At 59.6% G+C, this 26,327-nt stretch carries 20 protein-coding genes and 2 pseudogenes; 8 read left to right on the forward strand and 14 right to left on the reverse strand.

The genetic code is table 11. The features are described from left to right. Positions 1-251: 251 nt before the first annotated feature. A pseudogene (locus tag HW556_RS19105) lies at positions 252-365 on the reverse strand (IS701 family transposase); the annotation flags it as partial. Positions 366-563: 198 nt separating this feature from the next. On the opposite strand from HW556_RS19105, the gene HW556_RS13345 reads away from it, so the two are divergent. Continuing rightward, entirely contained in the window at positions 564-1,151 is a 588-nt protein-coding gene (locus HW556_RS13345; RefSeq protein ID WP_176900593.1) for a transposase, read from the forward strand. 633 nt (positions 1,152-1,784) lie between these two features. Here the strand turns inward: HW556_RS13345 and HW556_RS13350 are convergent. From HW556_RS13350 to HW556_RS13385, 8 genes are all read right to left on the reverse strand, one after another. Next, a complete protein-coding gene (locus tag HW556_RS13350) occupies positions 1,785-2,279 on the reverse strand; it encodes a hypothetical protein (RefSeq protein WP_176900594.1) in 495 nt (164 codons plus the stop codon). A gap of 26 nt (positions 2,280-2,305) precedes the next feature. Next, the gene (locus tag HW556_RS13355) at positions 2,306-4,483 is read right to left on the reverse strand and encodes a peptidase domain-containing ABC transporter (RefSeq protein WP_176900595.1); all 2,178 of its coding nucleotides are present in this window, start codon (positions 4,481-4,483) and stop codon (positions 2,306-2,308) included. Between the two features lie 79 nt (positions 4,484-4,562). Beyond that, positions 4,563-7,721 carry a lantibiotic dehydratase gene (locus tag HW556_RS13360; RefSeq protein ID WP_176900596.1) on the reverse strand — a complete coding sequence of 1,053 codons (3,159 nt, stop codon included), beginning with the start codon at positions 7,719-7,721 and terminating at the stop codon, positions 4,563-4,565. A 63-nt stretch (positions 7,722-7,784) separates the two neighbouring features. Beyond that, positions 7,785-9,017 (reverse strand): lanthionine synthetase C family protein, encoded by a 1,233-nt coding sequence (locus HW556_RS13365; RefSeq protein ID WP_176900597.1) that lies wholly within the window; start codon positions 9,015-9,017, stop codon positions 7,785-7,787. Positions 9,018-9,171: 154 nt separating this feature from the next. Then, positions 9,172-9,369: a class I lanthipeptide gene (locus tag HW556_RS13370; RefSeq protein WP_176900598.1), complete on the reverse strand. Its 198-nt coding sequence runs from the start codon at positions 9,367-9,369 to the stop codon at positions 9,172-9,174. Between the two features lie 53 nt (positions 9,370-9,422). Then, positions 9,423-9,620, reverse strand: coding sequence for a class I lanthipeptide (locus HW556_RS13375; RefSeq protein WP_176900598.1), 198 nt, complete (start codon positions 9,618-9,620; stop codon positions 9,423-9,425). Positions 9,621-10,196: 576 nt separating this feature from the next. Further along, on the reverse strand, positions 10,197-10,382 hold the full coding sequence (locus HW556_RS13380; RefSeq protein ID WP_176900599.1) for a hypothetical protein: 186 nt from the start codon (positions 10,380-10,382) through the stop codon (positions 10,197-10,199). A 30-nt stretch (positions 10,383-10,412) separates the two neighbouring features. Further along, entirely contained in the window at positions 10,413-12,845 is a 2,433-nt protein-coding gene (locus tag HW556_RS13385) for an outer membrane beta-barrel protein (protein WP_317170525.1), read from the reverse strand. 427 nt (positions 12,846-13,272) lie between these two features. On the opposite strand from HW556_RS13385, the gene HW556_RS13390 reads away from it, so the two are divergent. Beyond that, the gene (locus tag HW556_RS13390; protein WP_176900601.1) at positions 13,273-16,356 is read left to right on the forward strand and encodes a lantibiotic dehydratase; all 3,084 of its coding nucleotides are present in this window, start codon (positions 13,273-13,275) and stop codon (positions 16,354-16,356) included. 28 nt (positions 16,357-16,384) lie between these two features. Here the strand turns inward: HW556_RS13390 and HW556_RS13395 are convergent, their stop codons facing one another. Continuing rightward, positions 16,385-17,116: a LytR/AlgR family response regulator transcription factor gene (locus HW556_RS13395; RefSeq protein WP_176900602.1), complete on the reverse strand. Its 732-nt coding sequence runs from the start codon at positions 17,114-17,116 to the stop codon at positions 16,385-16,387. A 31-nt stretch (positions 17,117-17,147) separates the two neighbouring features. Beyond that, the gene (locus HW556_RS13400) at positions 17,148-17,852 is read right to left on the reverse strand and encodes a sensor histidine kinase (RefSeq protein ID WP_176900603.1); all 705 of its coding nucleotides are present in this window, start codon (positions 17,850-17,852) and stop codon (positions 17,148-17,150) included. Positions 17,853-18,389: 537 nt separating this feature from the next. On the opposite strand from HW556_RS13400, the gene HW556_RS13405 reads away from it, so the two are divergent. From HW556_RS13405 to HW556_RS13430, 6 genes and pseudogenes are all read left to right on the forward strand, one after another. Beyond that, a complete protein-coding gene (locus HW556_RS13405) occupies positions 18,390-18,542 on the forward strand; it encodes a hypothetical protein (protein WP_176900604.1) in 153 nt (50 codons plus the stop codon). 92 nt (positions 18,543-18,634) lie between these two features. After that, positions 18,635-19,816 (forward strand): glycoside hydrolase family protein, encoded by a 1,182-nt coding sequence (locus tag HW556_RS13410; protein WP_176900605.1) that lies wholly within the window; start codon positions 18,635-18,637, stop codon positions 19,814-19,816. A gap of 163 nt (positions 19,817-19,979) precedes the next feature. Then, positions 19,980-20,243 (forward strand): hypothetical protein, encoded by a 264-nt coding sequence (locus HW556_RS13415; RefSeq protein WP_176900606.1) that lies wholly within the window; start codon positions 19,980-19,982, stop codon positions 20,241-20,243. Between the two features lie 90 nt (positions 20,244-20,333). Beyond that, positions 20,334-22,451 carry a T9SS type A sorting domain-containing protein gene (locus HW556_RS13420; RefSeq protein WP_176900607.1) on the forward strand — a complete coding sequence of 706 codons (2,118 nt, stop codon included), beginning with the start codon at positions 20,334-20,336 and terminating at the stop codon, positions 22,449-22,451. 148 nt (positions 22,452-22,599) lie between these two features. Beyond that, positions 22,600-23,160: pseudogene (locus HW556_RS13425) on the forward strand (IS481 family transposase); the annotation flags it as partial. A 102-nt stretch (positions 23,161-23,262) separates the two neighbouring features. After that, positions 23,263-24,471, forward strand: a complete 1,209-nt coding sequence (locus HW556_RS13430) for an alpha/beta hydrolase-fold protein (RefSeq protein ID WP_176900608.1) — start codon at positions 23,263-23,265, stop codon at positions 24,469-24,471. A 52-nt stretch (positions 24,472-24,523) separates the two neighbouring features. Here HW556_RS13430 and HW556_RS13435 read toward each other — a convergent pair whose 3' ends face one another. The 3 genes from HW556_RS13435 to HW556_RS13445 all read right to left on the reverse strand — a co-directional run. After that, positions 24,524-25,018: a hypothetical protein gene (locus tag HW556_RS13435; protein WP_176900609.1), complete on the reverse strand. Its 495-nt coding sequence runs from the start codon at positions 25,016-25,018 to the stop codon at positions 24,524-24,526. Positions 25,019-25,130: 112 nt separating this feature from the next. Beyond that, a complete protein-coding gene (locus HW556_RS13440) occupies positions 25,131-25,718 on the reverse strand; it encodes a hypothetical protein (protein ID WP_176900610.1) in 588 nt (195 codons plus the stop codon). Positions 25,719-25,890: 172 nt separating this feature from the next. Beyond that, on the reverse strand, positions 25,891-26,327 hold a 437-nt coding region (locus HW556_RS13445), incomplete at its 5' end, for a hypothetical protein (RefSeq protein WP_218136925.1).

A 26,327-nucleotide genomic window follows, 5' to 3' on the forward strand; every position in this document is an offset into this window, starting at 1 on the left:
CCTTGACCGCGAAATGCTGCGGTGTATCTAAGCCAGTACCGTTTTTTCATATCATTTAGCCTATCTAGACCGCTGCAACCCTTTTCTTATTGCTTTAGGAGAGCATCAAAAAGTGTGGGGCAGTCGGGTTTTGGATTAGGTCTCTATCTGCTCTGCGTCCGCATTAACCAGTAAAAAAAATAGAATTGCCCCACACTTTTTGATGCTCTCCGACTTACCCGGGGAGGCAAGAGGGCCCCTTTGGAACTGGCCTGGCTGGATGGAAGCGTACTGGGGCGCAAAAAACGATTCACCTGGTCATGGATGATGCCGGGTAGATGGTCGGCCAGGTAGGTACAGGTATAGTTTTTGGGCGTACTGAGCAGCTATTCGATGTAGTGGGTTTGAGTAAGCATAGGCCGGTCGTTTGACTTAAAGTAGCCCACTTTTGCGTAAGTCATAAGAATATTAGCTGCGTAGGTATTGAAGCTGTTTAGAAAGTAGGGGCCAGTAAATAGAAACGCAAAGGACTCCCACAATACGGGCGAAATTTGGGGTGCGACCCACCTCTTCTCACCTGCTTCATGGAAGTCCTGCCCAAAGATATTATTCGTACCTGGATTCTGCCCCATCTTTCCCAGTCCCCCACGGGTCGTCCTAGCCGGGTGGACCCGGTTGAGTTACTCGAGGTGCTGCTCTACAAACTCAAAACCGGCTGCCAGTGGCGTTATTTGCCTGTCAAACAGTTCTTCACTGGCGCGATGCTGACCTGGCAAGGGGGGTACGCCCGGTTCAACAAGTGGCGCAAGGAGGGGTCGTGGAAAACGATGTGGCTGAATGTGTTGCGGCATAACAAGCACCTGCTCGATTGTTCCAGCGTGCAACTCGACGGCAGCCATACGCCGGCCAAAAACGGTGGGGCTGCCGTGGGCTATCAGGGGCGCAAAAAGGCTCGCACCACCACGGCCCTGTTCCTGGCCGACAACCAAGGCCAGCCCCTGGCCTGTGCCACTCCACAAGCAGGCAACCACCACGACAGTTACCGCTTGGCCGTCTTGTTTGAGGAGTTGTGTGTTCTACTTGAAGCGGCCGGCATTCCGGTGGCCGGCCTGTTTGTAAACGCCGATAGTGCCTTCGATACGACGGAGTTGCGCCAGGCCTGCTGCCCGTGACATCGAAGCCAACATCGCCCGTAACCGCCGCGCCACCGATTGGCAAACGGCTGACGACACCTTCTTTGACCCCGAACTCTACCGTCGGCGCGCGGCTTGTGGAACAAGCCAACGCCTGGCTCGATAGCTTCAAAACCCTGCTCGTGCGCTATGAAACTAGTATCGGCAACTAGCTGGCGTGGCATTGGTTGGCGTTCGTCGTCCTGTTTCTGCGAAAAATTAACCCTAAACCGACTTTCTAAACAGCTTCATTTCTTAAAGTTGAAATCGGCTGACTATCATCGCAGCTGACACCAGTAGCAATCCCCACAGCTAGGCTGAAAATCATGTACCCGGATGGCGGCATCTACAGCCGCGATTTGTGTCAGCAAAACTGCTTCGTCGGCTGAAGTTAACTGCTTGGTTTGAGCAGAGTAAGTAGGTGCCAATGGGTCGGTCGAGTGGGGTTGGCCTTGGTTATAAATTTGGTACAAAGGTTAAACGGGTGGCCGTTCGGTGGCCCGAAGCTGCGGCAGGCCGATGCCCGCTGACGGCACCTGGTTGGGTCCCGCCTGTCAAGCAACAGGCGGGAAAGGATGGGTTAGGCTGCAGGCCGTTGGTAAAGGGGAATTGGGGCAGGTAAGCCCGAGACGCTTAGAAATGCACTAGCTGCTTGAAAAGCGTTTCATCGGCCACGGTGACTCGCGCGCCCCCAGCGCTAGCCGGCCCAACGGGCAACAGCTGCCCGTAAGTGCTGCGGTAGCCCTTGTTCAGTCGCACGGGCACCGTGGCCTGGCCGGTGCCGTCGACGGTGGGGGCGGCAGCCACTTGCCCCGTCAGCGCGCCGAATTTTTCGCTGGGAAAGGCGTAGAGGCTGATGATGACGCGCTGGCCGGGCCGAATACGGCGGGCTTCGGCGGCCGGCACCGTTACGCGGGTAATGGGCCCCACCACGGCCTTGCCGCTGAGCGTATTGGGGTAAGGTAGCAGGCCGCCGGCCAGCAGGCCGCCGGCCAGCAGGCCCAGCAGCAGCACGTTGCCCCAGCGCACCAGCCAGGTCGGCGGCGTATCAATGATGCGTTGCACTTCGGCGCTCAGCACGGGCTGTTGGGGCCGGGGTGGGGTGGTAGCAGGAGAAGAAGCAGTCATGGCAGTACGGGGCTTATCAGCGGGCGCTAGTCGCCCAGTTCAAGTTGATTCTTTACCAGGCTGAAGTACACGCCCCGGCGCTGGATGAGCTGGGCATGGTCGCCGACTTCCACAATGCGGCCTTTTTCCAGCACGATGATCTGGTCGGCGTTTTTCACCGTGCTCAGGCGGTGGGCAATGACGAGCACCGTCTTCTGCTTGAAGTAGGTACTCAGGTTTTCGCTGATTATGCGCTCATTTTTCGCGTCCAGGGCGCTGGTGGCCTCGTCGAAAAACAGAAACTCAGGGTTCTTGTACACGGCGCGGGCAATGAGGATGCGCTGCTTCTGCCCGGTGCTCAGCCCCATGCCGTTCTGCCCGATACGGGTATTATAGCGCAGGGGCAGCGCCTCGATGTAGTCGCGGATGTTGGCCACCTGCACCGCGTGCAGCACGCGCGGCAGGTCCACTTCCTCCTCGCGCACGGCGATGTTGTTGACGATAGTATCATTGAAGATGTAGCCCTCCTGCATCACGGCACCGCACTTGTCGCGCCAGTTGCTGTGGCCCAGGTCCGCCAGGGGCTGATCGGCCACCGTAATATGGCCCGCCCCGGGCTCGTAGAAGCGCAGCAGCAGCTTGAGAAGGGTAGTTTTACCGCTGCCGCTGGCTCCCACGATGGCCGTGACTTTCTGGTGCGGAATAACCAGGTTGATGTCCTGCAGCGAGGGCTCCGAGCCGCTCTCGTACTGGAACGTGAGGCCCTGAATGCGCAAATCGCCGGTTGGGACGACGGGCGGCGTGGCCGTGGGCACTTCCTCGTCGTCTTTGCGGTGAATTTCGTTGATGCGCCCGATGCTCAGCCGCGCGTCCTGCCACGACTTGATGAACTCCACTATCTGCAGGATGGGGCCATTTAGCTGCCCCACTATGTAGGAGATAGAGAGCATCACCCCGAGCGTGAGCTGGCCGGTGAGCACTAGCTTGACGGCCAGGAAAGTTATGAGGATGTTTTTCAGCTCGTTGATGAGCGAGGCCCCACCCGTCTGCACCTGGCTGAGGCGTAAGCTGTCCAGGCTGGTTTGAAATAGCTTGGCCTGCAGCGCTTCCCACTGCCAGCGCTTGCGCTGCTCGGCGTTGTGGAGCTTGATTTCCTGCATGCCGTGGATCATTTCCAGGTTTTTCTCGTGCTGCTGCGAGTAGTGGGCGAAGCGCTTGAAGTCCAGCTTGGCCCGGCGGCCCATGAACACGAGCACCCACATGAAATACACCACGCTGAAGACCAGGAACACCCCAAAGATCAGCGGGCTGTAGATCAGCAGCACCACCCCGAAGACGAGGAGGCTGATGGCGGAAAACACCGCGTTGAGCGTGCCCGAGGTCAGAAACAGCTCCACCCGCTGGTGGTCCCCGATGCGCTGCAGAATGTCGCCGGTCATCTTCACGTCGAAGTAGCCCAGGGGCAGCTTCATGAGCTTGATGAAGAAATCGGAGAGCAGGTTGATGCTGATGCGGCTACTGAGGTGAATGAGGATATGGCCCCGGAGCAGCTCGGCCGCCGTGCGCCCCAAAAACAGCAGCATCTGGGCCAGCAGAATCAGGTGGATGAAGCTCGGATTGTACTGCTGAATGCCAATATCGACCAGGCTCTGGGTCAGAAACGGGAAGATGAGCTGCAGCAGGCTGGCCACCAGCAGCCCGATGAAGAGCTGTAGCAGCAGGGCCTTGTAGTTGAGCAGGTACTTGGCGATGAAGCGCAGGCCCTCCTTGTTCTCGTCCAGGTCGGACTCCACCTCCGCAAAGGCCGGCGTAGTATCCAGGGTGAGGACCACGCCTTCGTCGCCGTTCACGGCCCAGTGCTTGAGGAACTCCTCGCGGCTGTAAGTGAGCAGCCCGTGGGCCGGGTCTGATACGTAGACCTTGTCCTTCTTGACTTTGTAGACGATGACGAAGTGCCGCTGCCGCCAGAAGGCAATGCATGGAAACGGCGCCTTCTCGGCCAGCGCGTCGAACTCAATCCGGACTCCCTGGGTCTGAAAGCCCACTTGCCGGGCCGCCTCGCTCAGGCCGCGCAGGCTGGAGCCGGCGCGGGTGGTGTTGGAGAGTTTGCGGAAGTATTCGAGCGAAAACAGCTTCCCGTAGTACTTGCTGATGATGCGCAGGCAGGTGGGGCCGCAATCCATCTCGTCGTATTGCGGGTAGTGCGGAAAGGTGCTGAACAACATAGAATCAGGAATTGACAGACGATGGGGAAACTAAGCCAGCCACTTGGCCGGCCCCCGTACGGGGCGCGGGCGGGTCCGCCTACGCCGGCACGGCCTGCTGGGCGAGCAAGGACGTGTAGTACTTGCGGAGAAAGCCGTAGAGCACCAGCTCGTAAACGCGCTGCTGGGTGCGGAACAGCCGGTTGACGTGCATGTGTACCAGGCTGTCGAGGTAGGACAGGATGCTCGGCCCGTCGACGGTCCGCAGCCGGGCCGCGTCGGCGCACAGGCTGTCGTTACGCTCCTGCACGAGGCAGGCCACGTCGGCGGCCAGGGCCGGGTGGTGGGTGCCGGCCAGGAAGCCCACGATGGCAGTCCGCTGGTCGCGGTACTTTTTGTCCAGAATGCGCGCCGACAGGCCAGTGGCGTTGAATTCCTGGGCAAAGCGACTGTGCATGGTTTCAGCGAAGGCTTTGCGGGCGGCCAGATCGAGGCCGAACAGGTCAAAGTACCCATCGATGGAAGCCAGGCAGGCCAGCCACCGGGTCTCTTCGCTGCTCTCACGCGAGAGGCGCTGCAGCAGCCTCACGCACAGGCGGCTGTCGTGGAAGAAGATGTTTTCCACCGGCTCGATCTTGTCGAATCCGTAGCGCTCCAGCTCGCGCTGGTAGGTATCCACGCCCACCTTCCACACGATTCGCTGCTCCTTGAGCCGCTCCAGCAGCGGGTGGAGGACGTTAAATACCTCATCGTAGCGGCGCGCGTCCACCAGGTGCAGGCGCAGGCGCACGTGGAACTTCGGGTCGTAGTAGCGGATGAAAAACCACTTGTCGATGATGCCGGCGACGTAGAGCTGCTCCAACTGCCAGCCCACCCGCTGGAGCAGGTGGTCGGCATTTTTAAAGCCGGTGTAGAGGTTGAAATACAGCCACTCGCTGCCGGGCATGTATTCGCGCTTGACGTGCGCGACCGGCAGCGGGCGGCGGAAGCCCGGGCCCGTCACGGCTTCGCGCTGGAAGAAAAACAGGGTTTCGTTGTTGAAGGCGGCTTGCCCGTTGCTCACCAGGGGGCGCAGCTCGGCGAAGAGCACCTCGTTGAGCATCACCTGGTACATGTCCTTCACTTCGTCGACGAACGCCTGCAACAGCAGCAGGCTGTCTGATTTGATGACGAGCTCATTGTCGCCCTTGGCGATGGAGAACGTGCTTGGCAGGCCGTGCTGCTGGGCGAAGGCCGCGAAGGCCGCCGGCAACTGGGCATCGGGGGCCTGCAACACGGGGGCCAGCTCCTGCTGCGTGAAGACCCAGGAGGCGCGCTTGAGGATGACATTGCCGTAGGTGATGCGCGGTAGGTGCCTGAAGAGCTTGCGCAGCGGCTCCAGCTCCAGCACCATGCCCACCATGCCGTTGAGCTCCTGCATGTCGCAGAGGAAGTGGTAAAGTGGCAGGCTCTTGCCGTTGCCGTAATAATGGGCGTTAGTCAGGTAGGGCAGCACCTCACGCTGGTGGCGCTGCGAGAACAGCACCAGGCGGTTGTCGCGGATGCACAGCATCAGGTCCTGAATCGGCAGCTGGTACTCAGTGTCCACGGCGCTGCTAGCCAGGTACGGAATTTCGTAGCGCCGCAGGGCCGGGCGCTGGAGCACGTTGCCCAGGCGGGCTTCCGGCAAGTGGGTGATTTCGGCCACCAGCTTGTCGGCGTGGGCGGCTTCTTCCACGGCGGCCACCTGCTGCATCAGCGCATGCATACCGGCGTCCTGGTTGCCAAAACGACCCAGCCAGGTGGCTGCGGTGGGGCCGGTTACGCCCTGCAGGCACACCACCGGCTGGCCGTCCGCGTCCTGGTAAAGCGAGGTCATGGCCGAGTAGGTGGTGGTCAGGCGCTGCCCGGTGAAGGGGTACGGGGCCAGGTCGGCGTCGGTCAGGTTTACCACCGTGGCCTGCCGGCGCTGGGCGTCGAGCAGCTTGGGCAGCCAGAAGTCGGTGTGCAGGGTGCTGAGGGTGGTTTTCTCGTCCGCGGCTTTGGTCGAGCTGAAGCGCAGCCCGCCGATGAGCTCCGAAATGTCAGAGCGCGGGTCATCCAGAAAGTTGCCGTAGCCGATGCCCGACTCAATGTCCAGGGCTTCGACCAGCGGCACCACGCGGGCGTCGTAGCGCTCCTCGAAGGCCTTCCTGAACTTGTCCAGCTTGGCATTGGGCCGGCTGGCGGCCAGGCGCGAGAGCACCTCCGCTCCTTTCTGCACCTGCTCGGCCAGCGCCGAATCAATCTGCCCCTGCGCGAAGGTGGTCGTCAGGTCGGTTTGCAGCAGCGAGCTTTCCTCGAAGGGGTGCTTGAATTCGGTGGCCAGCGCTTTGAGCCGCTGGTAGCCGTGCATCTTGCCCGCAATGGACTCGGCGTCCACGGCCTGGGCATCGTGGCGCAGCTGGCCCAGGTAGGCCAGCAGGTTGCCGAGGGCGGCGACGTGGGCGGGCTCGGCGGCGGCGGCGTGCTGCAGCTCCCGGAGCACGGCTAGGGCCTGCTCTTCCAGCACTGCGCCGGTGGTGCCCAGCTCCAAATTGCTCACCAGGATCTGGGCTTCAATCAGCCGCTCCACGAACTGAGCCGCTTCGTCGGCCGTCACGTCGGCGTCGGCCAGGCTGGCGGCCATGTTTGGAATATTCAACCCCTGCGGGGCGGCGCGCAGCAAAGCCAGCAGCCGGTCGATGTAGGGGTGCTGGCCGACGGACACCAGCTGGTACTTACGCCTGGTGCCGCGGTAGCTGTACTCGACGTAGCGATACGCCTCGCCGAGCTGGTAGAGCGAGGTGCTGACCGTATAGCGCAGGTAGGGCCGTACCCAGGCTTCGGCACTGAGTTGGCTGGTGAGCGAAAACAGGTACTGGCTGTCGAGACGGGTGTGCTGCCGGTAGTGCTCGGGCGCGGCCAGCTCCAGGGCCGAGGCGCCGGGCTGCACTTCAACCACGGCGCAGCCCGCAAACAGCCCGAAGGGCGTGCAGCGCGTGGAGAGGCGGTTGACGTACTTGGCCAGGGTGAGGCGCAGCTTGCGCGCCTTCTTGTTGTCGGCGAGCAGCTCCCCGGGCGCCAGGCCACGCACAGCGTAGTAGAGCTGCGGCGAGGCCAGGTACAGCCCGCTCAGGAACGTCTCGTCGCGCACCAGCGCGGGCAACGCGGTTTGGTCGTCGGCGAAAAACTGCTGGTAGTAATCGAGCGAGTACAGCGGCACGCGCACCACGGCTTTATCGAAGTAGGTGTTTTTCATGGGAAGCGTCGGAATAAACCAATTAGTAGAGTGGCAGCCAGCAGGAGTACAGCGGCCGCGGGGCTAGCTGAGCAGAAAAAACCGGTCCCAGTCGCTGGGTGCCCCGGGGCGCAGGGAATCCAGCAGTACCAGGGCCACGCCGATGACCCCATCGAGCAGGCCATACTTCACTTCGTGGCCTTCGCCAGCGAACTTCTGGTAGCCGCCCGGCCCCTCAGCATGGTGCCCCAGGGCCAGCGTCTGGGCAATCCAGGTGTGGTAATGGTGGCGGAAGCTTTCGTCGCCGCTGTATTCCAGCCACTTGCGGTAGGTGTGGGCCACGTTGCTGCTGCCGTGGCAGAAGCCCGCGTCGTAGGTCAGGGCCGTAGCGGGCGTGGAGCGGCGGGTAGCGCGCTCGGCCAGGGCCTGCGCTTCGGCCACCAGGGCCTCGTCTCCCAGGGCACGTCCCGCGTGGTAGAGGCCCACTGACACGGTGGTGTCGCCGTAGCACCAGCCCAGCGGGATGCCGTAGTACGTTTCGATGCCGTGCTCCTTGATCATCACAATGGATGGGTAGGCCGAAAGCGTGGTGTCGTCGGCCGAGCGGTAGCGGCGCAACAACTGCTGGGTGGACTGCAGCAGGGCGCGTACGCGCTCGGGCCGGGCCGCCAGTGGCAGGTACTTTACCAAAAACATCAGGTTGGCCACCACGCCGTGGGCCATACCGCAGTTCACGTAGCGGGCCTTTTCATTGGTGTAGCCCGGTACAAATTCGTTGAAGGCCAAACCTGCCTCCAATTGCTGCGCAATACCGTCTACCAGGGCTTCGCAGGCATTCAGCAGCTGGGCCCGCTCGGGGTCCAGCGCGAGCCGCGCCAGAAGGTAGTGGCCCATGCCCAGAGCACCGTGGAGCAGGTCCAGATTGGCCTGCTTTAACAGCCGCTGCATCAGGGCAACGAGCACGTGGTCCGCGTCGAGTAACAGCTCGTCGATGGAGCTGCCCAGAAAGCCTTTTTCGCGTAGGTAGTTAAACAGGTACGCTGGGCCGGCCAGCCCGTTGCAGTACGTGAAGGAGCCAACGTGCTCCTGCAGTTGCTGCAACACCTGGTTGATTATGCTGATGGCTTTATGCCGGTACTGTTCGTCTTGCGAATAATCATACAATTCATAATAAAACAAGGCCAATCCGGACGCTCCATTCATCAACGACACCTGGACCTCACCGGCTGCCAGCTCGGTTTGGTAATTAGCAAATAGAGCTTGCTCGATTTGCTGAATTTTATCAATAGCAGATTCTACTGTTTTAACCGAAACCATGACAGAAATTAGATTACAACAAGCGCAGAAATATTTTGTAAACAAGCTTTCCGAAGCGCCGCCCCGTGGGCAAAGTATGCAGGACCGGTTAGGGTACCTGCATACTTTGCCCTACGAAGTGGTAGCAGTGACTACCCTGAGGGTTTAGCCCTACTTAAACCTGCTCCTCAACCGGCGTGGGCCGCGTCGAGGTGCACCAGCAGCAGGTGATGTCCGAAGCCGTGCTGTTGACGGTCTGATAGGCGGCCTCCTGGCCACCGGCCAGCTGGTCCATCTCCTGCTCGGAGAGGTTGGCCACCGTCTCTTTGTCGAAGGAAAGTTTGGCGTTGGGTACTTCGTTGTACTTGGACATGGAATTGGAAAAAAGGGGTTGGAAAAAGTGATGATGTCGTGATGCGCGGGTGCTTAAACCTGCTCCTCAACCGGCGTGGGCCGCGTCGAGGTGCACCAGCAGCAGGTGATGTCCGAAGCCGTGCTGTTGACGGTCTGATAGGCGGCCTCCTGGCCACCGGCCAGCTGGTCCATCTCCTGCTCGGAGAGGTTGGCCACCGTCTCTTTGTCGAAGGAAAGTTTGGCGTTGGGTACTTCGTTGTACTTGGACATGGAATTGGAAAAAAGGGGTTGGAAAAAGGGTTGGAAAAAGTAAAAAAGCGTAAGTAGACGTGGTAGAGTCAGCCGCCGCGGCGCCTTTGGCGTTGCGTTTGAGCACTAGCGTTGCAGCACCGGCGCAGGCGGTGGGCAGCAGTCTGACTTGAAGTAATTGTGGGCCCCGCGCCAGGTTAGCGGTGTAGCAGTGGGGAAGCCTGATAGCTTGCCGCGGTGTCTTGCAGCGAGGCGGGACTCATGCAGCAATTGCGCTGCAGATCTTCGAATCTCTGATGATTGCCCCAGCCTATATATTGTACTATACTTGGACTGCCAGGGGAACGAATTCGGCTAAAGGCCTCTTCTTGCGTGCTATAAATAATAAAGGCTTCCAAGGACCTTACCGCTAAGATTCAATTCGCTGATGGGCAGCGGCAGGGGCGGCATAATTTTGCTGCTGATTGCCGGTGGAGTGTGGCGCTCAGAGCGCCGCTCCTCCAGAGCATGGACCGCCTGATTTAGTGCTTGACAGCTCCGCTGGTAATGATGGCAGACTCCAGGCATTGCCGGGCTAATTCAATTGCAACTGATCGGTTAATCCAACAGCGTGTCGGTCCACATATCCGACTTATCCCAGGGATAAGGGCTGTTGGGCATGATATGGGGTTCCGACTCCTGGAACCCACCCAGAATTTTGTCCATATCGTTGTCCGATAGCAGCATGATGCGGTCGTCGTCCAATAAGGACTGGGAGGCGCGGGACGTGGGGTTTTTAAACATGGCAGTAGAGCAGCGATGGTGAAATGAGGGTTAATTAACAGCGCCTTCCAGGCGGTTTTTTTCGTTTTCGATGCCCGTGCGGCGCATTCTGATAACCTTGACTTTCTGGTTGCCGAAACGGTAGCTGAAATTCAGCCGTACGAAGCGGGTTTCAGTTTTATCGAGGCTGTACGCCTGTACATCCGCCGCCCGCGTAGCGTAGCGGTTTTTCTGCAGGTTCAGCGGGTCGAGGACGGTGAGCGTGAGCGTGCCTTTTTCTTTGAGCACCGGCTTGGATACCCCGATGCTGCCGTTGTACTGGGCCCTGAAGGAGTAGGCCCCGTACGTGAGCGGCGTTCGGTAGAACAGGGTGAGTTCGGCCCGCATGCCTTTCGGCAGATTCACCGTGTTGTTGCTGCTGGCCATCACCCCCACGCTCGCCTGGTTTAGCCAGGGCATAGTGGGCGAGTAGAACCGGACGTAGGTTGCGCCCACAAAATTCGCCGTGGTTATTGCGCCGCCAATCTGCTTGGTCAGGCTCACGTTGGCGTCCACCGTGGTGGCCCGGCTCAGGTTCGCCTCGGACTGGATGAGGATGTTGGTAGCCGGGTCGCGACGGAATACAGTGGCCAGGGCATTGGTGTGGCGACCGTAGCTTAATGAGGTAGCTACTGCGTTGTTGTAGCTGTGCGAGACGGAGAAGTTGTGCGAGAACGAGGGCCGGATGCTGGGGTTGCCCTGGTAGTAGAGGTAAGGGCTGATATAGGTTAGGAAAGGATTGACGATGTCGAAGCGGAACCGGTCAATCTTGCGCTGGTAACTGAAATTCCACTGCTGCTTTTCCGACCTGGTGTAGTCCAGCGACACGTTCGGGAACAGGTTGAAGTAGTCGCGCTGGTTTACCTGCCCGAGCGTCAGCGACTCGCCTCCGCTGTGCGTGTGCTCGGCCCGTAATCCTAGCTGCATGCCCACTTTCTTGCTCAGCGGCCGGCGCACCGAGGCGTAGCCCGCGTTGATGTACTCGCGGTACACGAAGTGGTTGGTGCGCCGCGCGTCGTTGAGCCAGTTGCCGCCGCCGTCCAGGTTTTCCCAGTGAATATCGTTGTCGGTAACGGTGCGCAACGACTTCAGGCCCGCTTCCAGCGCCGTGGCTTTACCAAAGGTGCGCGTGTAGTCGGCGGTAAAGGAGGCCACGGAGTTGTTGGCCGGCGAGTAGGTGCGCAGCGCACTGGCCGCTGCTTCCTCATTCAGCAGGTCGTAGCCAGCGTTGCGGTACTGCTCGTCGAAGCGCTTGTTAAAGGTGAGGTAGTCCGCGTTGAGCTTGAGCTCGCCGCCGGTCGAATCCAGCAGCGTGCGATAGTACAGGCTGATGGTCGGGTTAAAGCCCCGGGCGGTGCCGTTGGTTTGCAGCCCGTTGGTAGCGCTGGGCGGCCCGGCTAGGCCCGCCACGATGGAGTTGGTGTTGCCGCTCGTTTCGCGGGCGCTGGTTATACCCCGTATTTGCAGGCCCACCGAGCTGCGCTTGGTCAGGTCGTAGTCCACGTTGATGCGGGCCGTCTGGCTGTTGCGCTCGGTTACGCTATAGTTGGTCTCGTCGATGCGCGTTTCCTGGCTTAGCACGCGGTTGCTGTCGAAGCGGCGGTACTGCTTGGTGCGCTGGTAGTCGAGGCCCCCGAACACGTTCAGCTTGTCGCGGCGGTGGCTCAGGGTCAAGCCGCTGTTGTAGCGGGCGAAGCGGCCGGCGCCCACGCCGGCGCTCACGCTGCCGTTGGTGCCGAAGGCGCTGTTTTTCTTGGTAAGGATGTTGATGACGGCCCCGCCGTTGGCGTCGTAGCGGGCCGAGGGGTTGGCTATCACTTCCACCTTGGCGAGGGTATTGCTGGGCAGCGAAGCGAGCAGCTCGGCCAGGTCGTTGCCCCCCAGGTTGGTCAGCTTGCCGTCAATGAGGACCAGGGCCGTTCTGCCCCGCACCTGGTAGCGACCGCCCTGCTCAATTACGCCCGGGGCGCGGGCCAGCACTTCGGCTGCGCTGCCGCCCTGGGCGATGGGGCTTTCGGCTACGTTGAGCACCACCTTGTCGGCGCGCAGCTCAATGAACGGCCGGTTGCCGGTTACCTTGACTTCCTTAAGCAAGTTGCGGTCCGGCGCCAGGGCCATAGTCAGCGGTTTATTTTCGGCCGCGCCAGCATTTATGACCACTGATTCGGCCGCCCCACTTTTATAACCGATATAGGATCCTAACAAGTTGTACGTTCCGGCCGCCAAACCCTCGAAGCGAAACGCGCCTTTTCCGTCGGCCATCGTGCTCAGCACGAACGAAGGGTCGGAGCTTTTTTTCACTACAATAGTGGCGAAGGCCAATGGCTTTTTCGTAACGCTGTCACTTACAGTTCCTACGAGCGGACTACCGGTCTGTGCATGCCCGGCGTGGGCGCCGGTACAGGCCGCAGCCACGAGCATTGATTTAGCTAGATTATTCCACATGGCTTCAGGTCTTATTGGATGATGCAAACATATTTCAAGCTGGCCCCGATATATAATTTTTTACACCAACCGAGTTTTTCTCAGGACGAAACCAAAAACGTTTTTTTGGCTTGCTTATCAGCTTGTCAGGCAGCAGCTGCCGCTTCGATAATCCAAACGTAGAAGACGTTTTCACCCGCCGCAAAAAGCTTACACTACTCCGCCTTATCGCAGGACCAAACCGGCCTTCCAAAGGGACCAAGCCCCGGCCCGGCGCCGTGGATTTTTCAGCTTAAAATTGGTGTGGGCCAGTTGCTGCAGCCGTTCTTTTGGATATACTTGCCGTTGGGCCACCACCGTGGGCTTCGTTATGACCCCAGGTAGCTTGTCGCTGCTGCCTAGGCTTACCCGAGTCTTATCCATTTTTTCTGTTAGCGCCGCCGCGCCCATGACCGACGCCTACCACTTCTACCCCGAGCTGATCCTGCGCGCGCCCCTGTGCCCTTTTGACCCCGCCATTAGCGACGAGCAGCTTGCCCAGAGCCTCACGGACCAGGCCTTTATGGAGGCCCTCTACCTGGCCTCCCCAGCCCTGCACGCCGAGTGCGGCAAGTGGCAGCGCGGCGAAGTAACCGAGCCCCGCCGCGTGCAGCGCCTGCGCGGGGCCGTAGTTCGCTACCTCACCCGCATGCGCAGCCGCTGCACGCCGTTTGGGCTGTTTGCCGGCTGCTCCGTGCTGGGTTGGGGCAGTACCGACCACGTGGAGCTGCAGGCGGGCCAGCACCGCCGCCACACCCGGCTCGATATGCACTATCTCTGCGCCCTGGCCCAGCACCTGGCCGAGCATGACTTCGTGCGAGAGCAGCTACGCTACTGGCCCAACAGCAGCTGGTACCGCATCGGGGAGGAAGTCCGCTACGTGGAGCATCAGTACCTGCCCACCGAGCGCATTCACCAGATAAGCTCCCTGGAAGCCGATGCGTACGTGGAGCAGGTGCTGGCGGCCTGTGCCGACGGCCGCTCTTACGCCGCGCTGCTCACCGAGCTGGCTCCCGACGAGGCCGACCAGCAAGAGGCCGCGGCGTTCCTCGACGCGCTCATTGCGGCGCAGGTGCTGGTGAGCGAGCTGGAGCCAACCGTCACCGGGCCGGAGTTTTTCGACCACCTGCGCGGCGTGGTGAGGCGACTGCAAGCCAACGCCCCCCCCCACGCCGACCACCTGGCCGCCATCAGCCAGGCACTGACGCAGGTGGCGGAGTTGCTAACCCAACTCGACCGGCAGCCCGCGAACACCGCGGCCGATTACCAGCGCATTATCGACGCGCTGCAGCCGCTGGGCGTACCCATCGAGGCCGATAAGCTGTTTCAGACTGACGCCGTGCTGGCCCTGGCGGAGCCGGGCATCGTTGATGCGGCTACGCAGGCACAGCTGCGCCAGGCCATCGACCTGCTCTCGCGCCTCGCGCCCAGATCCTCCAACCGCCGACTGGAGGAGTTCAAGCGCCAGTTTCAGGCTCGTTACGAGGAACAGGAAGTGCCGCTGCTGGAAGTGCTGGATACGGAAAGTGGTATTCCCTACTCCGATTTCGGTCGCAGCAGCTACTCGCCGCTGGTATACGACCTGGAGCTGCCCGCTAATACCACTGACGCGCGCGCCGTGCATTTGCCCGACGAGCGGCAGCAGTTCATGCACCACAAGCTGCGCGAGGCCGAGCGCCAGCAGCACTACGCCGTGACGCTGACGCCGGCGGAAGTGCAGCGCTTCGCGCTTCCTCCCGCGCCGCTGCCGGCGTCGCTGGGCATTATGTTCCGGCCCCTGGCCGGCGGCCGCCTGCTGCTCGACAGCGCCAGCGGCTCGAGCGCCGTCAATCTGCTAGGGCGCTTTGCTCACGCCGCCCCACGCATCGCCCACATCGTGCACGATATCAGCCAGCAGGAGCAGGCCCACAACCCGGGCGTGGCCTTCGCCGAGCTGTGCCACCTGCCGGGCCGGCGCGTGGGCAACATCCTGCAGCGCCCCAGCTTCCGCACCCGTGAAATCCCGTACCTGGCCCAATCGGTGCTGCCGGCGCAGGATCAGGTGCACTTGCAAGACCTCACGCTGGCCCTGCGCCGCGGGCAGCTGGAGATTCGCTCGCGGCGCACCGGCGAGCTGATCGTGCCGCGCCTGGGCACGGCCCACAACTACACCCTCGACTCGCTGCCGGTCTACGAGCTGCTTTGCGACCTGCAGCACCAGGGCCTGCAGTCCTACCTGAAGTTTGGCTGGGAGTCAGTGGCGCTCACGGCCCCGTTTCTGCCCCGCCTCAGCTATCAGCAAGTGGTGCTGGAGGCGGCCAGCTGGCACTTGCCGGCGGCCGAGTTTCAGCCCCTGTGCGAGGCCCCCGCCGCGGAACTGCCCGGCCGCTGGCAGGCCTTCCGGCTGCGCTGGCAGCTGCCGCGCTTTTTCACCCTGGCCGACGGCGACAACGAGCTGCTGGTGGACGCCGATAACCCCGTGCTGGTAGACACCTGGCTCGACAGCATCCGCAGCCGCCCCACCATCAGGCTCAAGGAATTTCTCTTCGACCCGGCCGCCAGCCTGGTGCGCGACGCGCAAGGCCAGCCCTACGTGGCGCAGCTCATTGCCCTGCTCGTGCGCCAAACTCCGTGCTACGCCCCCGCGTCCGCCCGCCCGGCCCTCGCTTCCGCCGCCGTGCAGCGCAATTTCTCGCTGGGCTCGGAGTGGCTCTACCACAAGCTCTACTGTGGCCCTAAAATGGCCAACCGCGTGCTGCGCCAAGCCGTAGTCCCGCTCATCGAGGAGCTGCAGGCGCAGGGCTTGATTGACCAATGGTTCTTCGTGCGCTACGCCGACCCGGCGCCGCACCTGCGTCTGCGCCTGCATCTGACCGATACGCAGCGCATCGGCGAGGTGGTGCAGCTGGTGCGCGCTCACCTGCAGCCCTGCATCGACCGCGGCTACATCTGGAAAGACCAAACCGATACCTACTGCCGGGAGCTGGAGCGCTACGGGCGCAGTACCATGGCCCTGAGCGAAATGCTGTTTGGCTACCAAAGCGCGGCGTACCTGCAGCAGCTCGTCCACACCGCGCCCGAAGATGAAGCCCAGCTCTGGCTCTGGAGCGTGCGCGCCATCGACGAGCTGCTCGACGCCTTCGACTTAGCCACAGGCCACAAAAAGCAGCTGCTGGGCGGCCTGCAGGAGGCGTTTGCGGCTGAGTTCGGGGTCGATAAAGCCTTAAAGCGCCAGCTCGATGCGAAATACCGCCATTTCCGCCCCGATATCCAGCAGCAGTTGGCCGGCCCGGCCGATGGCCGGCCCGACCCGCAGCTGCGAGCCGTAGCCGAGGCCATTCAACAGCAAGTGCGCACCTACCCCGACGAAGTGAGCCTGGCCGCCTTGCTCAGCAGCTACATCCACATGCTGCTCAACCGCCTGATTCCGGCCGACGCGCGCCTGCACGAACTGGTGCTCTACGATTTCCTCTACCGGCACTACGACTCCTGCCTGGCGCGGCAGAAGGTGTAAGGAGCCAGGTATAAAGAGCAATGGACAGCTATTTCTTGCCGCCCATTACTTTTTCCTGCAAAGCGTCGAAGAAGGCATTGCGGTACGTCTCGCCCAGTGGCACGTAGGCCTTCATATTTTTGAACAGAATCTGATTGCCATCCAAGGCCCGGATCTTGTCCAGCGACACGAGGTAGGACTTATGCACGCGCATGAAGCTCTTGGCCGGCAGACGCTCCTCCAAGTCCTTGATGTTGAGCAAGGTCACAATCCGGTCGTCGTGGGTATTGATGGATACGTAATTCTTCATACCCTCCACGAACACGATTTCGTCGAAGTTGACCTTGGTCATCTTGCCTTTGCTCTCCGTCTTGACGAAGATGTAGTCCCCGGTCTTCTCCGCCGTCTGCCAGCGCGCCGAGGGCTCCAGCGAGACGTTGAAAGCCTTTTGGGCCGCCTTCAAAAACCGCTCGAAGGCAATGGGCTTGAGCAGGTAGTCGATGGCCTCCAGCTCGAAGCCTTCCACGGCAAACTCGCTGTAGGCGGTGGTGATGATGACCTTGGTTTTGCCCGGCAGCAGCCGCATAAAGGACAGGCCCGAAAGCTGAGGCATGTGGATGTCAAGGAATATCAGGTCAATAGGCTGAGACTGGACAATGCCCATGGCCTCGATGGGATTGGTGCTGCTGCCCACCAGGTTCAGAAAAGGAATTTTGCTGATGAAGGTTTGAAGAATGTCGATGGCGCTTTGTTCGTCATCAATTATCAAGCAGGAAATCATAGCTAAGGCGGGTTACAGGGTAGGGGGCAGGTTACAGGTCAATGGTCAGGCCACAAGTATAATAGTCTGCTTCCGCACTTACTTGCAAAGTGTAACGACCGTGGTATATCATTTCCAAACGGCGCCTGGTATTGTTGAGCCCAATACCGGTGCCTTTCTCCTTCGGCCCAAGGCGGATTTTGTTGCGCGTCTCAAAAGTGAGCCGGTTTTGCCGCACCGCCAGCCGGATGATTACCGGATGCGCCGCATCCACCAGCTCACCATGCTTGAAGCAGTTTTCGACGAAGGTGATGAGCACCAGCGGCAGAATCATGAGGTACTCCACTTGGCCGCTCACCTCCAGATCCACCCGCAGCTGATTGTTGAAGCGCAGCTGGTTGATGGCAATGTAGTTGCGCAGGTGCTGGACCTCCTGAGCGAGCATCACCTTGCCGTTGGTATCCTCGTGCAGGGCGTAGCGCATGATGTCGGAGAGCAGCAGGATACTCTTGGCCGCGCCCTCGGAGTGCGGGTATACCTGGGCGTAGAGGAAGTTGAGGGCGTTGAAGAGAAAGTGCGGATTGATCTGGCTTTTCAGGTAAGCCAGATCGGCCTCCATCAGGCTCTTTTCAGTGGCGCGCAGCTGGGCCTCCTGCTGGCGGCGCTGACGCTCCAGCTGAATAGCATAGCGGGCATACCAGTAGCCGATGCTGACAAACTGGAAGAATGAGCCGCGGTAAATAGATAAGATCCACAATCGACCGTACGAGCTGTTAGCGCGAAGGTCGCGCCCCAGCTCTGGGAAGAAGTCCCAATACATTTCGGCGCGAACAAATCCGTAAAGCGCCAATACTGCCAAGGCAGCCAGTGCATACAGCAACAAGCGCCTACGCTCCAGCAGCCGCGGCAGCAGCCATTCACTGTTGGCGTAAAAGAGTGAGGCGTTTAAGAGGTAGCTAAGTAAAACCGCGAATTTGTTAGGATTGGCCGTTGCGGTAAACAGGAACGTTGATTGTTCATATGCGGCAAAGGCAAGCCACGCCAAAACGTGCTTTGCAACAGGATGCTTTAGAATCGCGCGGTGCAGAGGGGGAACAACGAATTGCATTGGGCGAAAATAGGCGGTTACCACCATTAGCTCCGCCCCAGCATTCCGAATAGATATTCAATTGCCACATTGGTCCTGCGTAAGGCCGGGTTGGTGTAATAGTTTTCGGTAAAGCGAAGCCGTGAGCTACGTTTGTTTCAAGCAGCGCAACGCTGTGGACCACAAACCTCCAACCTCACTGGTGTTATGAAAAATCTCAATACCCCCGCCAAGTTTAAAGTCACCAAGACAGTTGTTGCCCGCTTCAGCAAGCCACAGGCAAGCAACAATTTTGGCGGTTCAACAACGACAACCGTTGATACTACCACCAGCATTTTGAGCACGCTTATAATGCTCTAGCCGGCCCAGGCTGCCGCAGTGCGGGCGTAATGGGGGCGTTGCATCCTGCATCCACCCCAGCGCCACCCTGCGATGACCCCTCCCCCAACGCCATGAGAGCAGCCCTGTTCCGCCCTACTCTCGCCTACCCAGCCACCGGGGCTTTATCCGAAATGCTCGTTCCCCCGCATACCCCCGATACCCTAGCCCAAAGCTGGCAGGCCGTGCACGAGCGGCTGGCAAGTGCCGGTGCGTCTGATTCGCTGAGTGACTTATCCAGCTTCTCGACCTATCACTACTGTGCTTACCAGGTGCTGGACCAGCCCCAAGACATGCTTCTGGCCCAGCACTTATACCGACAATTATGGGCCGCCCTAAGCCAGCTCCCGCCGCCCGAACTGTTGCACCACCTCGACGCCCTGTGCGCGGCCGCGTGGCTGGCTCCCCGCCTGGGCGCAGAACCAGCCGATACCACCGATCCAGCCTTGTGGGCGCGACTCGATGCGGCTTTGTACCAACCTGCCGAGCAACTCCGTTCCCACCCCGAGGCCGCGCGCCGCCACATTTTTTTCTCCCTGCTGCGCTACTTCAGCCTGCGCCAGCCCGCCGCCGAATCCCTGCTCTACGCCCTGCTGGCCCCAGGCCTGCCGCCGTTGTTGGCCACTACCGCTGCGCTGCCGCAGTCGCTGCCACTGGGGCTGGGCGGGGGGCTGGCCGCCGAACTGCTGGTGCTGCTGCGTCTGCACCGGCAGGGCGTGGAGGTGCCCGAGCTGGCGCAGTACGTGCGCGCGGGCCTGTTGCTGCTGCTGGGAGTAAAACAGCGCGTGGATTTTCAGGAAGGACACTGCTCCGTATTTCCGTATCAGCTGCACAGCCAGTCGGGCGAGGCCTCGTACAGCGCCGAGTTGAGTTGGCACCGCGGTGACCTGGGTCAGGCGCTGCTGTTTTACGAATCCCTCAACTTGCTGCCCGACCCCGAGCTGGCGAACATCGCGGAGCTGGTCGGGCTCAATACGCTGCTGCGCACTTCGCAGGCCACCACCGACCTGAGCAGCGCGGCCTGGTACCGGGGCACGGCCGGCGTAGCCCATCTCTACCGGCAGCTGCACCGCATCAGCGGGCGTCCGGTCTACCACACTGGCTATCACTATTGGCTAAGGCAGACGCAACAGTGGCTTCCCGCCGCACTGGCGGCTGACACTGCCATGCCCTTGGCCGACTTGGCCAAGGTAGGACTGGTGCTGCTGGAAGCCCAATCGGAAGTCGGCTTAAGCTGGGATGCCATCGTGCTTTAGCAATTGTTCTCCTTATCAGCTTCACGGCTGACGTTTCTAGCGCTTGTAACCTGCGGATTTAATGGGGTGAGTTTACCAGTGATCGTGCGCTAGGCATTGAAAAGGGCGGGACCGTCGAGGTTTAGCTGACTTCCTCCCCTGCCCTGACCGCTTCTCGCCCGAGGTGAGCCAGGCTACCGACTACAACATGAGCGCCACGCCGGGAACCACCACGCCCTTCCCCACGGTGTTCGGCTATAACCAGACCCGCCTGGTGACGGCCGCCAACAGCAATTACGCGGCCTTTGACAAGGGCTTCGTGGTGCCCGCCAGCCTGGGGGCGGCCCTCGCGCCGGGTCAGGGCTGCTACGCCGTAAACATCGCCGCCAGCCAGCTGGTGGATTTCGTGGGCACGCCCAACACCGGCGACCTGACGCACCCCACCTAAACTGTCCAGTCCTTTGGAAGTACCACATTTTAACCCTCACTTTCACAATTTATGAAGAAAATACTTACATTTCTGACGATGCTTACGTGCATGAGCACTGCCTTCCCCGCTCTAGCGCACAAGGAATGGGTGCATCAATACCTCGTGCGGCAGGCCTACCAATATCTGGAAAATAGCATTGGACCAATCCCCGTTCTCAGCCGTGGAGTCGGTATGACCTACGGTAACAATTTTTTCCCGGGCGAAGATTACCGTCCCTTTAACACAGGGGTACCCATTGCGATAGGCGCTTGGCGTGAAGACTTGGAAGACGTTGTGTATCAATATAAACCATACCGGTTTGATTGGGAACAAATTGCTGTCAACGACGCTACCACTTCCATCACCCACTTCTGGAGGGCTGATTCAGGTGATGACGACCGTCTCGATCTAGGGCTAGTAAATGGAAAAACTTATGAAAATGCGTGGATGAAAGCCAGGGTGTTGCTTTTCTGCGAACTACAGCCCTACGTGATCCAAATTCCGTGGCAAACGAGGGACGGGGCAGTGCGGAAGTACGGAATCAGGTACACTTCTTTACCCGAACTGTACAAAGGCAATTTCTATCTTGAGTACATCGAAACCGCCAACGGCCGAACTTTTATGGGGCAGCAAAAAGTGGGAGACATCGCTTTCGCCGACGGATTTGCTCAACCGGTGGCCTTGCAATTATTAGGGAGGGTCGCCCACTTACTGGGCGATATGGGCGTGCCAGCACATGCGCACAATCATTTGCACCCATGCCAAGTTGGAAAACCAGATAAGTTTGAGAACCATGTCGGCAATACGTACTATACTAATAATAACGGCTCCGATTGCGAAAAATATCCTGGTTCGAACAACCTCCCCGTCTACCGTTGGACAGCTGCCACGGCGGCGGCGCAAGGCTCCCTTATTAACGATATCTATTGCACCAGTAGCGCGAGGGAGAAGCTACGATACCTTTTTTACACCCAAAATCAGATAGCTGATTTTTTCCCCAGCGGAGTCAACGACAATAGCCTCGAAGGCGGCTCTCAAAATAAAGAGCCTGGCAACAATAATGCGTTGACAAATCAACACATTTCGGCCGTTTACAACCGGTTTGGAAGCGTTTCGCCTTCGTACATAAGTTTTGAAGATATTGGCGATGCCAGTTTTAATTTTGGTATTCGAGCCACTGCCACATTGTTTCAATGGTTTGCATTTGAGGCAGGCATTATTAGCGACTTGAACAACAACCGGCTGCTCACCACGAGCAACGACAACAAGTACTTGCTCTGCGACGGCGGTTCCGCCACCGACATGCGCTTCACGCACAGTCCTCCGCTAACAACGCCAACTTTCGTTACGGAGCCGGCCGGCGCGGCAACGTTTGCCGAAACAAGCCCCGGTAATTATCGTCTTACCCCCTCCTTTGACGGATACAACGGGTTGGTAGTTGTAACGGCAAAATACACTAGCTACTATGGGTGTGAGACGCGGCAGGTGGCTTTGAAACGAGAGTTTTGGAAAGGGCGCCCTATAACGGCCATTCAAACCATGGAGGAAGCCAACGGTGATAACACCTATAGAGAATTGGAGCCCTATACGACGATGCATCTAACGGCCACCACGGTCAAAAGCGAATTACAGGGCAACCTGCAGTATAGCTGGACGCACGACAACTTTAATTTTCATTTGGACGCAGCTGGCGCGAATGCTAGTTTGGGCGCATCAGAAGAGTACAATGATTTTGTCCGGGTCAACGTGGTAGTCAATAATGGTTGCGGTCCCACGTCGACCGATCGGGCCTTTGCCACACGCTACCAATCCCCCGACGAGACTTGCATCATCTGCCCGGGCTTTCAGGCAGGTGATCCTTCCAGCATGGACAACTTGACTACGAGCGAAACGAGTAAATTGAAAGATAAACTCCATGCTGACGGCGTTTCCTCGACGAGTTTGTTCCCCAATCCGAGCAATAATGGATTTACGATAGTAATGGGCAGAAAGGGCAAAGCGGTTGACGCTACGTCGCTCACTCCCTTTTATGTTCTGCTTGATACATTTGGCCGGCAGGTGGGGAGTGGCAACATCCCATCAAATCGAACCTTTATCAATACTGGGCTCCTAGCGAACGGCGTTTACGTGCTCAAAATCATTAATTCCGATCACACAGAATACAAAAAGGTCCAGGTGTTGCACTAGCCTTTAAGTTAAAAATTGTTTGCTTCACATTTGCTTCACAAAAGGAGACCCGTTTAATAAAACGGGTCTCCTTGCGTTTCATATGGATTAGGTGTATAGTCCCAGAGAGAGGTGGTGTATTTTCCGGGCTGGAATTTCGCACAGACCTATGGTACAAGTACTCCACGGCAGCGCCCACACAACAGCGGCAGTAAGGCGCGCTATCCAACACAGCCAGGAAAGCCTACAGAGCCTAGCCACGCGCTACAGCATCAACCCAAAAACGGTGGCCAAGTGGCGCAAGCGCCCCGGCGTGCTGGATGCGCGCATGGGACCCAAACCAGTCTCGACGGTGCTGAGCGCCGAGCAGGAAGCCATTGTCGTGGCCTTTTGCCGGCACACCCTACTGGCGCTGGATGATTGCCTTTACGCGCTGCAGACCACGATTCCGCACTTGTCGCGCTCGGCACTGCACCGCTGTTTCCAGCGCCATGGCATCAGCCGCTTGCCCCTGAATGAAGACGGGCAAAGCCCGCCCAAAAAGAAATTCAAGGATTACCCCATCGGTTATTTGCACATTGATTTCGCCGAGGTCCAGACCGAAGAAGGCCGCCAGTACCTGTTCGTAGCCATCGACCGCACCAGCAAAGTGGCGTTTGCCGAGTTACATCCGCGCGCTAAACGGGTCGTGGCAGCCGAATTTCTGCGGCGCGTACTCGGCAAACTACCGATTGAGTGAACTCGGTTGGGGCGGGCGAATCGGGTGATTCTGGTAGTTTTGGCTAACCTGATGTGATAGCTTGTGAAACACGCGCTCTTGAGTTGCTTCTTGTTGCTGACGACCGCAGCCGCGGCACAGTCCTCCCGCCTCGACTTGGGTCACGTCGACAGCCTGCGCTCGCAGGTGCTGCATGAGAAGCGCGGCCTGTGGGTGTACGTGCCCCCAGCCGACCCCAGCGGCGTGTTTGCCCCCAAGCGCTACCCCGTGCTCTACCTTCTTGACGGGGACCTACACTTTGCGTCCGTCATGGGCCTGGTACAGCAACTGAGCGCCGTCAACGGCAACGCCTTGTGCCCGGAAATGATTATCAAGGGCATTCCCCACCCGTTTCCGACCCGCACCCGGGATCTGACGCCCACGCACGCCACCAAGCGGTGGGACAACCAACCGGACCGCACCCTGGCCACCTCGGGAGGGGGCGAGTCATTTCTAGCTTTTTTAGAAAAGGAAGTCGTTCCCTACATCGACACCCAGTACCCGACCGCACCCTACAGGCTGCTGGTCGGCCACTCGCTGGGTGGCTTGGCCGTACTCAACGCCTTGGCCACAAAGCCCGCGTTATTCAACGCTTATGTGGCGCTCGAACCGAGCGTATGGTGGGACCAGCGGGTCGTGCTCCCCAAACTTGCGGCCGCGTTTCAGCAGGGCCACATCAAGGACCGCAAGCTATTCATGGCCGTGGCCCACACCCTGCCCGCCGGGCGCGACACGACGGGAATTCGGCGTGACACTAGCGCCAGCACCGAGCACCTGCGAGCCGAACTGGCGGGCGTGGACCTACTGCGCCGGCAGTCACCCGCTGCGCTGGCCTGGACGTGGAAATACTACCCGGACGAAAGCCACGGCTCAGTTCCCCTGCGGGCCACGGACGATGCCCTACGCGCCTTCTTTCGGCACGATGAAGCGCCACTGCCCACGAGCGTGGCGGACCCGACGTTTTCTGCAGACGCCCTTCGGCAGCAATACCGCACGCGCTCGCAGCAGTACGGCTACCCCGTCTTGCCACCGGAGGAATTGGTCAACTTGTACGCTTGGGGGTGCCTGCAGAAACAGCAACCCACGAAAGCCTTCGACTTGTTTCGCCTAAATCTGGCCAACTACCCCACCAGTTTCAACGCCTACAGCAGCATGGGCGCCTACTACGAACAACAAGGCAAGACTCGGCAAGCCCTGCTGTACTATGTCCAGGCATTGCAACTGCGCGACGACCCCGAAACCCGGCAAAAAGTAAAGGAACTGCACGCTTTGAAAAGCAAGTAAACGTTAAAGCTCCTTCAACTGAACGGAGCCCGTTTACCTTCGGACCGTTTTCTTAAATCACCCCGTGCTCTAGTCCTGTTGCAGTACCGTCCAACCAAGCTGCTGTGAGGTGGACTGCATTCAAGTCGATGGTCAAGGGCTGGCCGGAACGCGCCACCAAGTAACCGGCGGAGAAGGAGCCTGTCTCCCATCGGAACTCCACATGCATTAAGTACTTCGATGGCCACAGGTTCAACCCTTGGGGTTCGTATTGCCAGTACTTCCCTTGCTCGTGTGGGTTCCTTTCTGGGCCCGCTGAGGGCACGAGGGGCGCTGCACCGCCTGACGCGGCCACGAGCAAGTCGGCCTCGCCATAAAAGTGGTCTTCTCCGGCAGCGGCAAGGGTCAGTACAGGACCGTGGTCAAACACCAGTTTAAGGCGCTCGCACGCCAGTGCTTCCCTCACCGGCCACGGCTGGGTCACCCCGTCGGCCGTCACCGACACCAACGAGCGGCCCACGTACTGCTGCAACAAGGGCAAAGCTTTATTCATGGCAATAGCGCGCAAATCCAATAGAAGTTGTCAAAATAACGCTCCTTACTTTGAACAGAGAGCGTTTACCTTCGGACCGTTTCACTGAACTCGGCTGCTTACAAATAGGAGCTGAATGTGCGCCGGGTTATTTCACTAATTCAATCCGATCGAGGCCCCTGCTTAGCCCCCGCCAGGTCATCGCCGGCTGTCCAGACACGACCTCCAGCGAGAAGTTTTCGTTGATGAAGCCTAGGTAATTGAGGTATTGTTCCTCCGGCTCGGTCGGGTGCGTACCCACCGGAAAGTCGTATGCCAAAACAAACGTGCCTTGTGGTCCCCGATCGTTGATGAGGCGGTCAGGACTGGCCGTGACTTCGAAGCGAACAGGGTAGGTTTTGGTCCGGAAGTGCAAGAGGCCGGCAAAGGTGGCATAGCGCGGGTCGGGTACGGAACGGCCCGACAGGGCGGGCTGTAGGGACAGCGTGGCAAAGTCCTGGAAGACGGTGTCGTGCACCAATCCCAGCTCCTTTTGGCCAGTGTTGGACGATTGAGCTTTGACGTACACCCGACGCAGCTGCCACATGCCGGGCACGGAGGGGCTCAAGGCGCGCACAATGTCGGCGCTTTTTTGGTCATAGTCCACCCGGCCTTTGGGCGCGACTTCCGGGGAAGGTTTGGCGCACTGGGCGAAGAGCGCGACCGTGGCCAGCAGCGGTAGATAAAGTGATTTCATGGGGTGTGGGAAGGAATGAACTCGCAAGATGCAACCACTTGACCAATAGGGCCCATCTTAGCTGGGCCCGGTTGGGGGGTAGCAATTGTCTACCTAAACTGAATTGCCGCGCTTAAGACACGACCCTTTGGCTGAACGCCATGTGCCTGCGTGGGGCTTGGGTACTTGGCTGTTACCACTGCCCTATTTTGGAAAAGTGCAGGTACCGCTGCAGCAGGGCGTGAGCCTCTTCGGCCGTTAAGGTGGGAACCGCAAACCCGCGCGCGGCCGCGTGTTGGAGCAAGCGTTCGTCTCGAAGACGGTACCCGGGCCGGTGGAGGTAGTGCCCCACGTAGCTGGGCCAGACCCATTCGCCGTCGGAGTGGATAGAAAACGAACCGATTTCGGTTCCTTCCTCGTCCACTAACCGGTCCATGAACTCGACCAAGGCAGGGCACTGCTCTAAATAGGCGAGCAGTGCCGGCTTCTGCGGGCACGCGTCGGCGGACGCGTCGAACACTTCCTGCACGTTCTGCACACCGGGAATAAACCAGTGAAAGGCTGTCAAAAACCCGATGCTGTTCATTTCAACCGCCTGTCTGAAGTGTGATGGTTTCTTATCCCAAGATT

It is taken from the genome of Hymenobacter terrestris, assembly GCF_013377905.1.
Lineage (GTDB): Bacteria > Bacteroidota > Bacteroidia > Cytophagales > Hymenobacteraceae > Hymenobacter > Hymenobacter terrestris.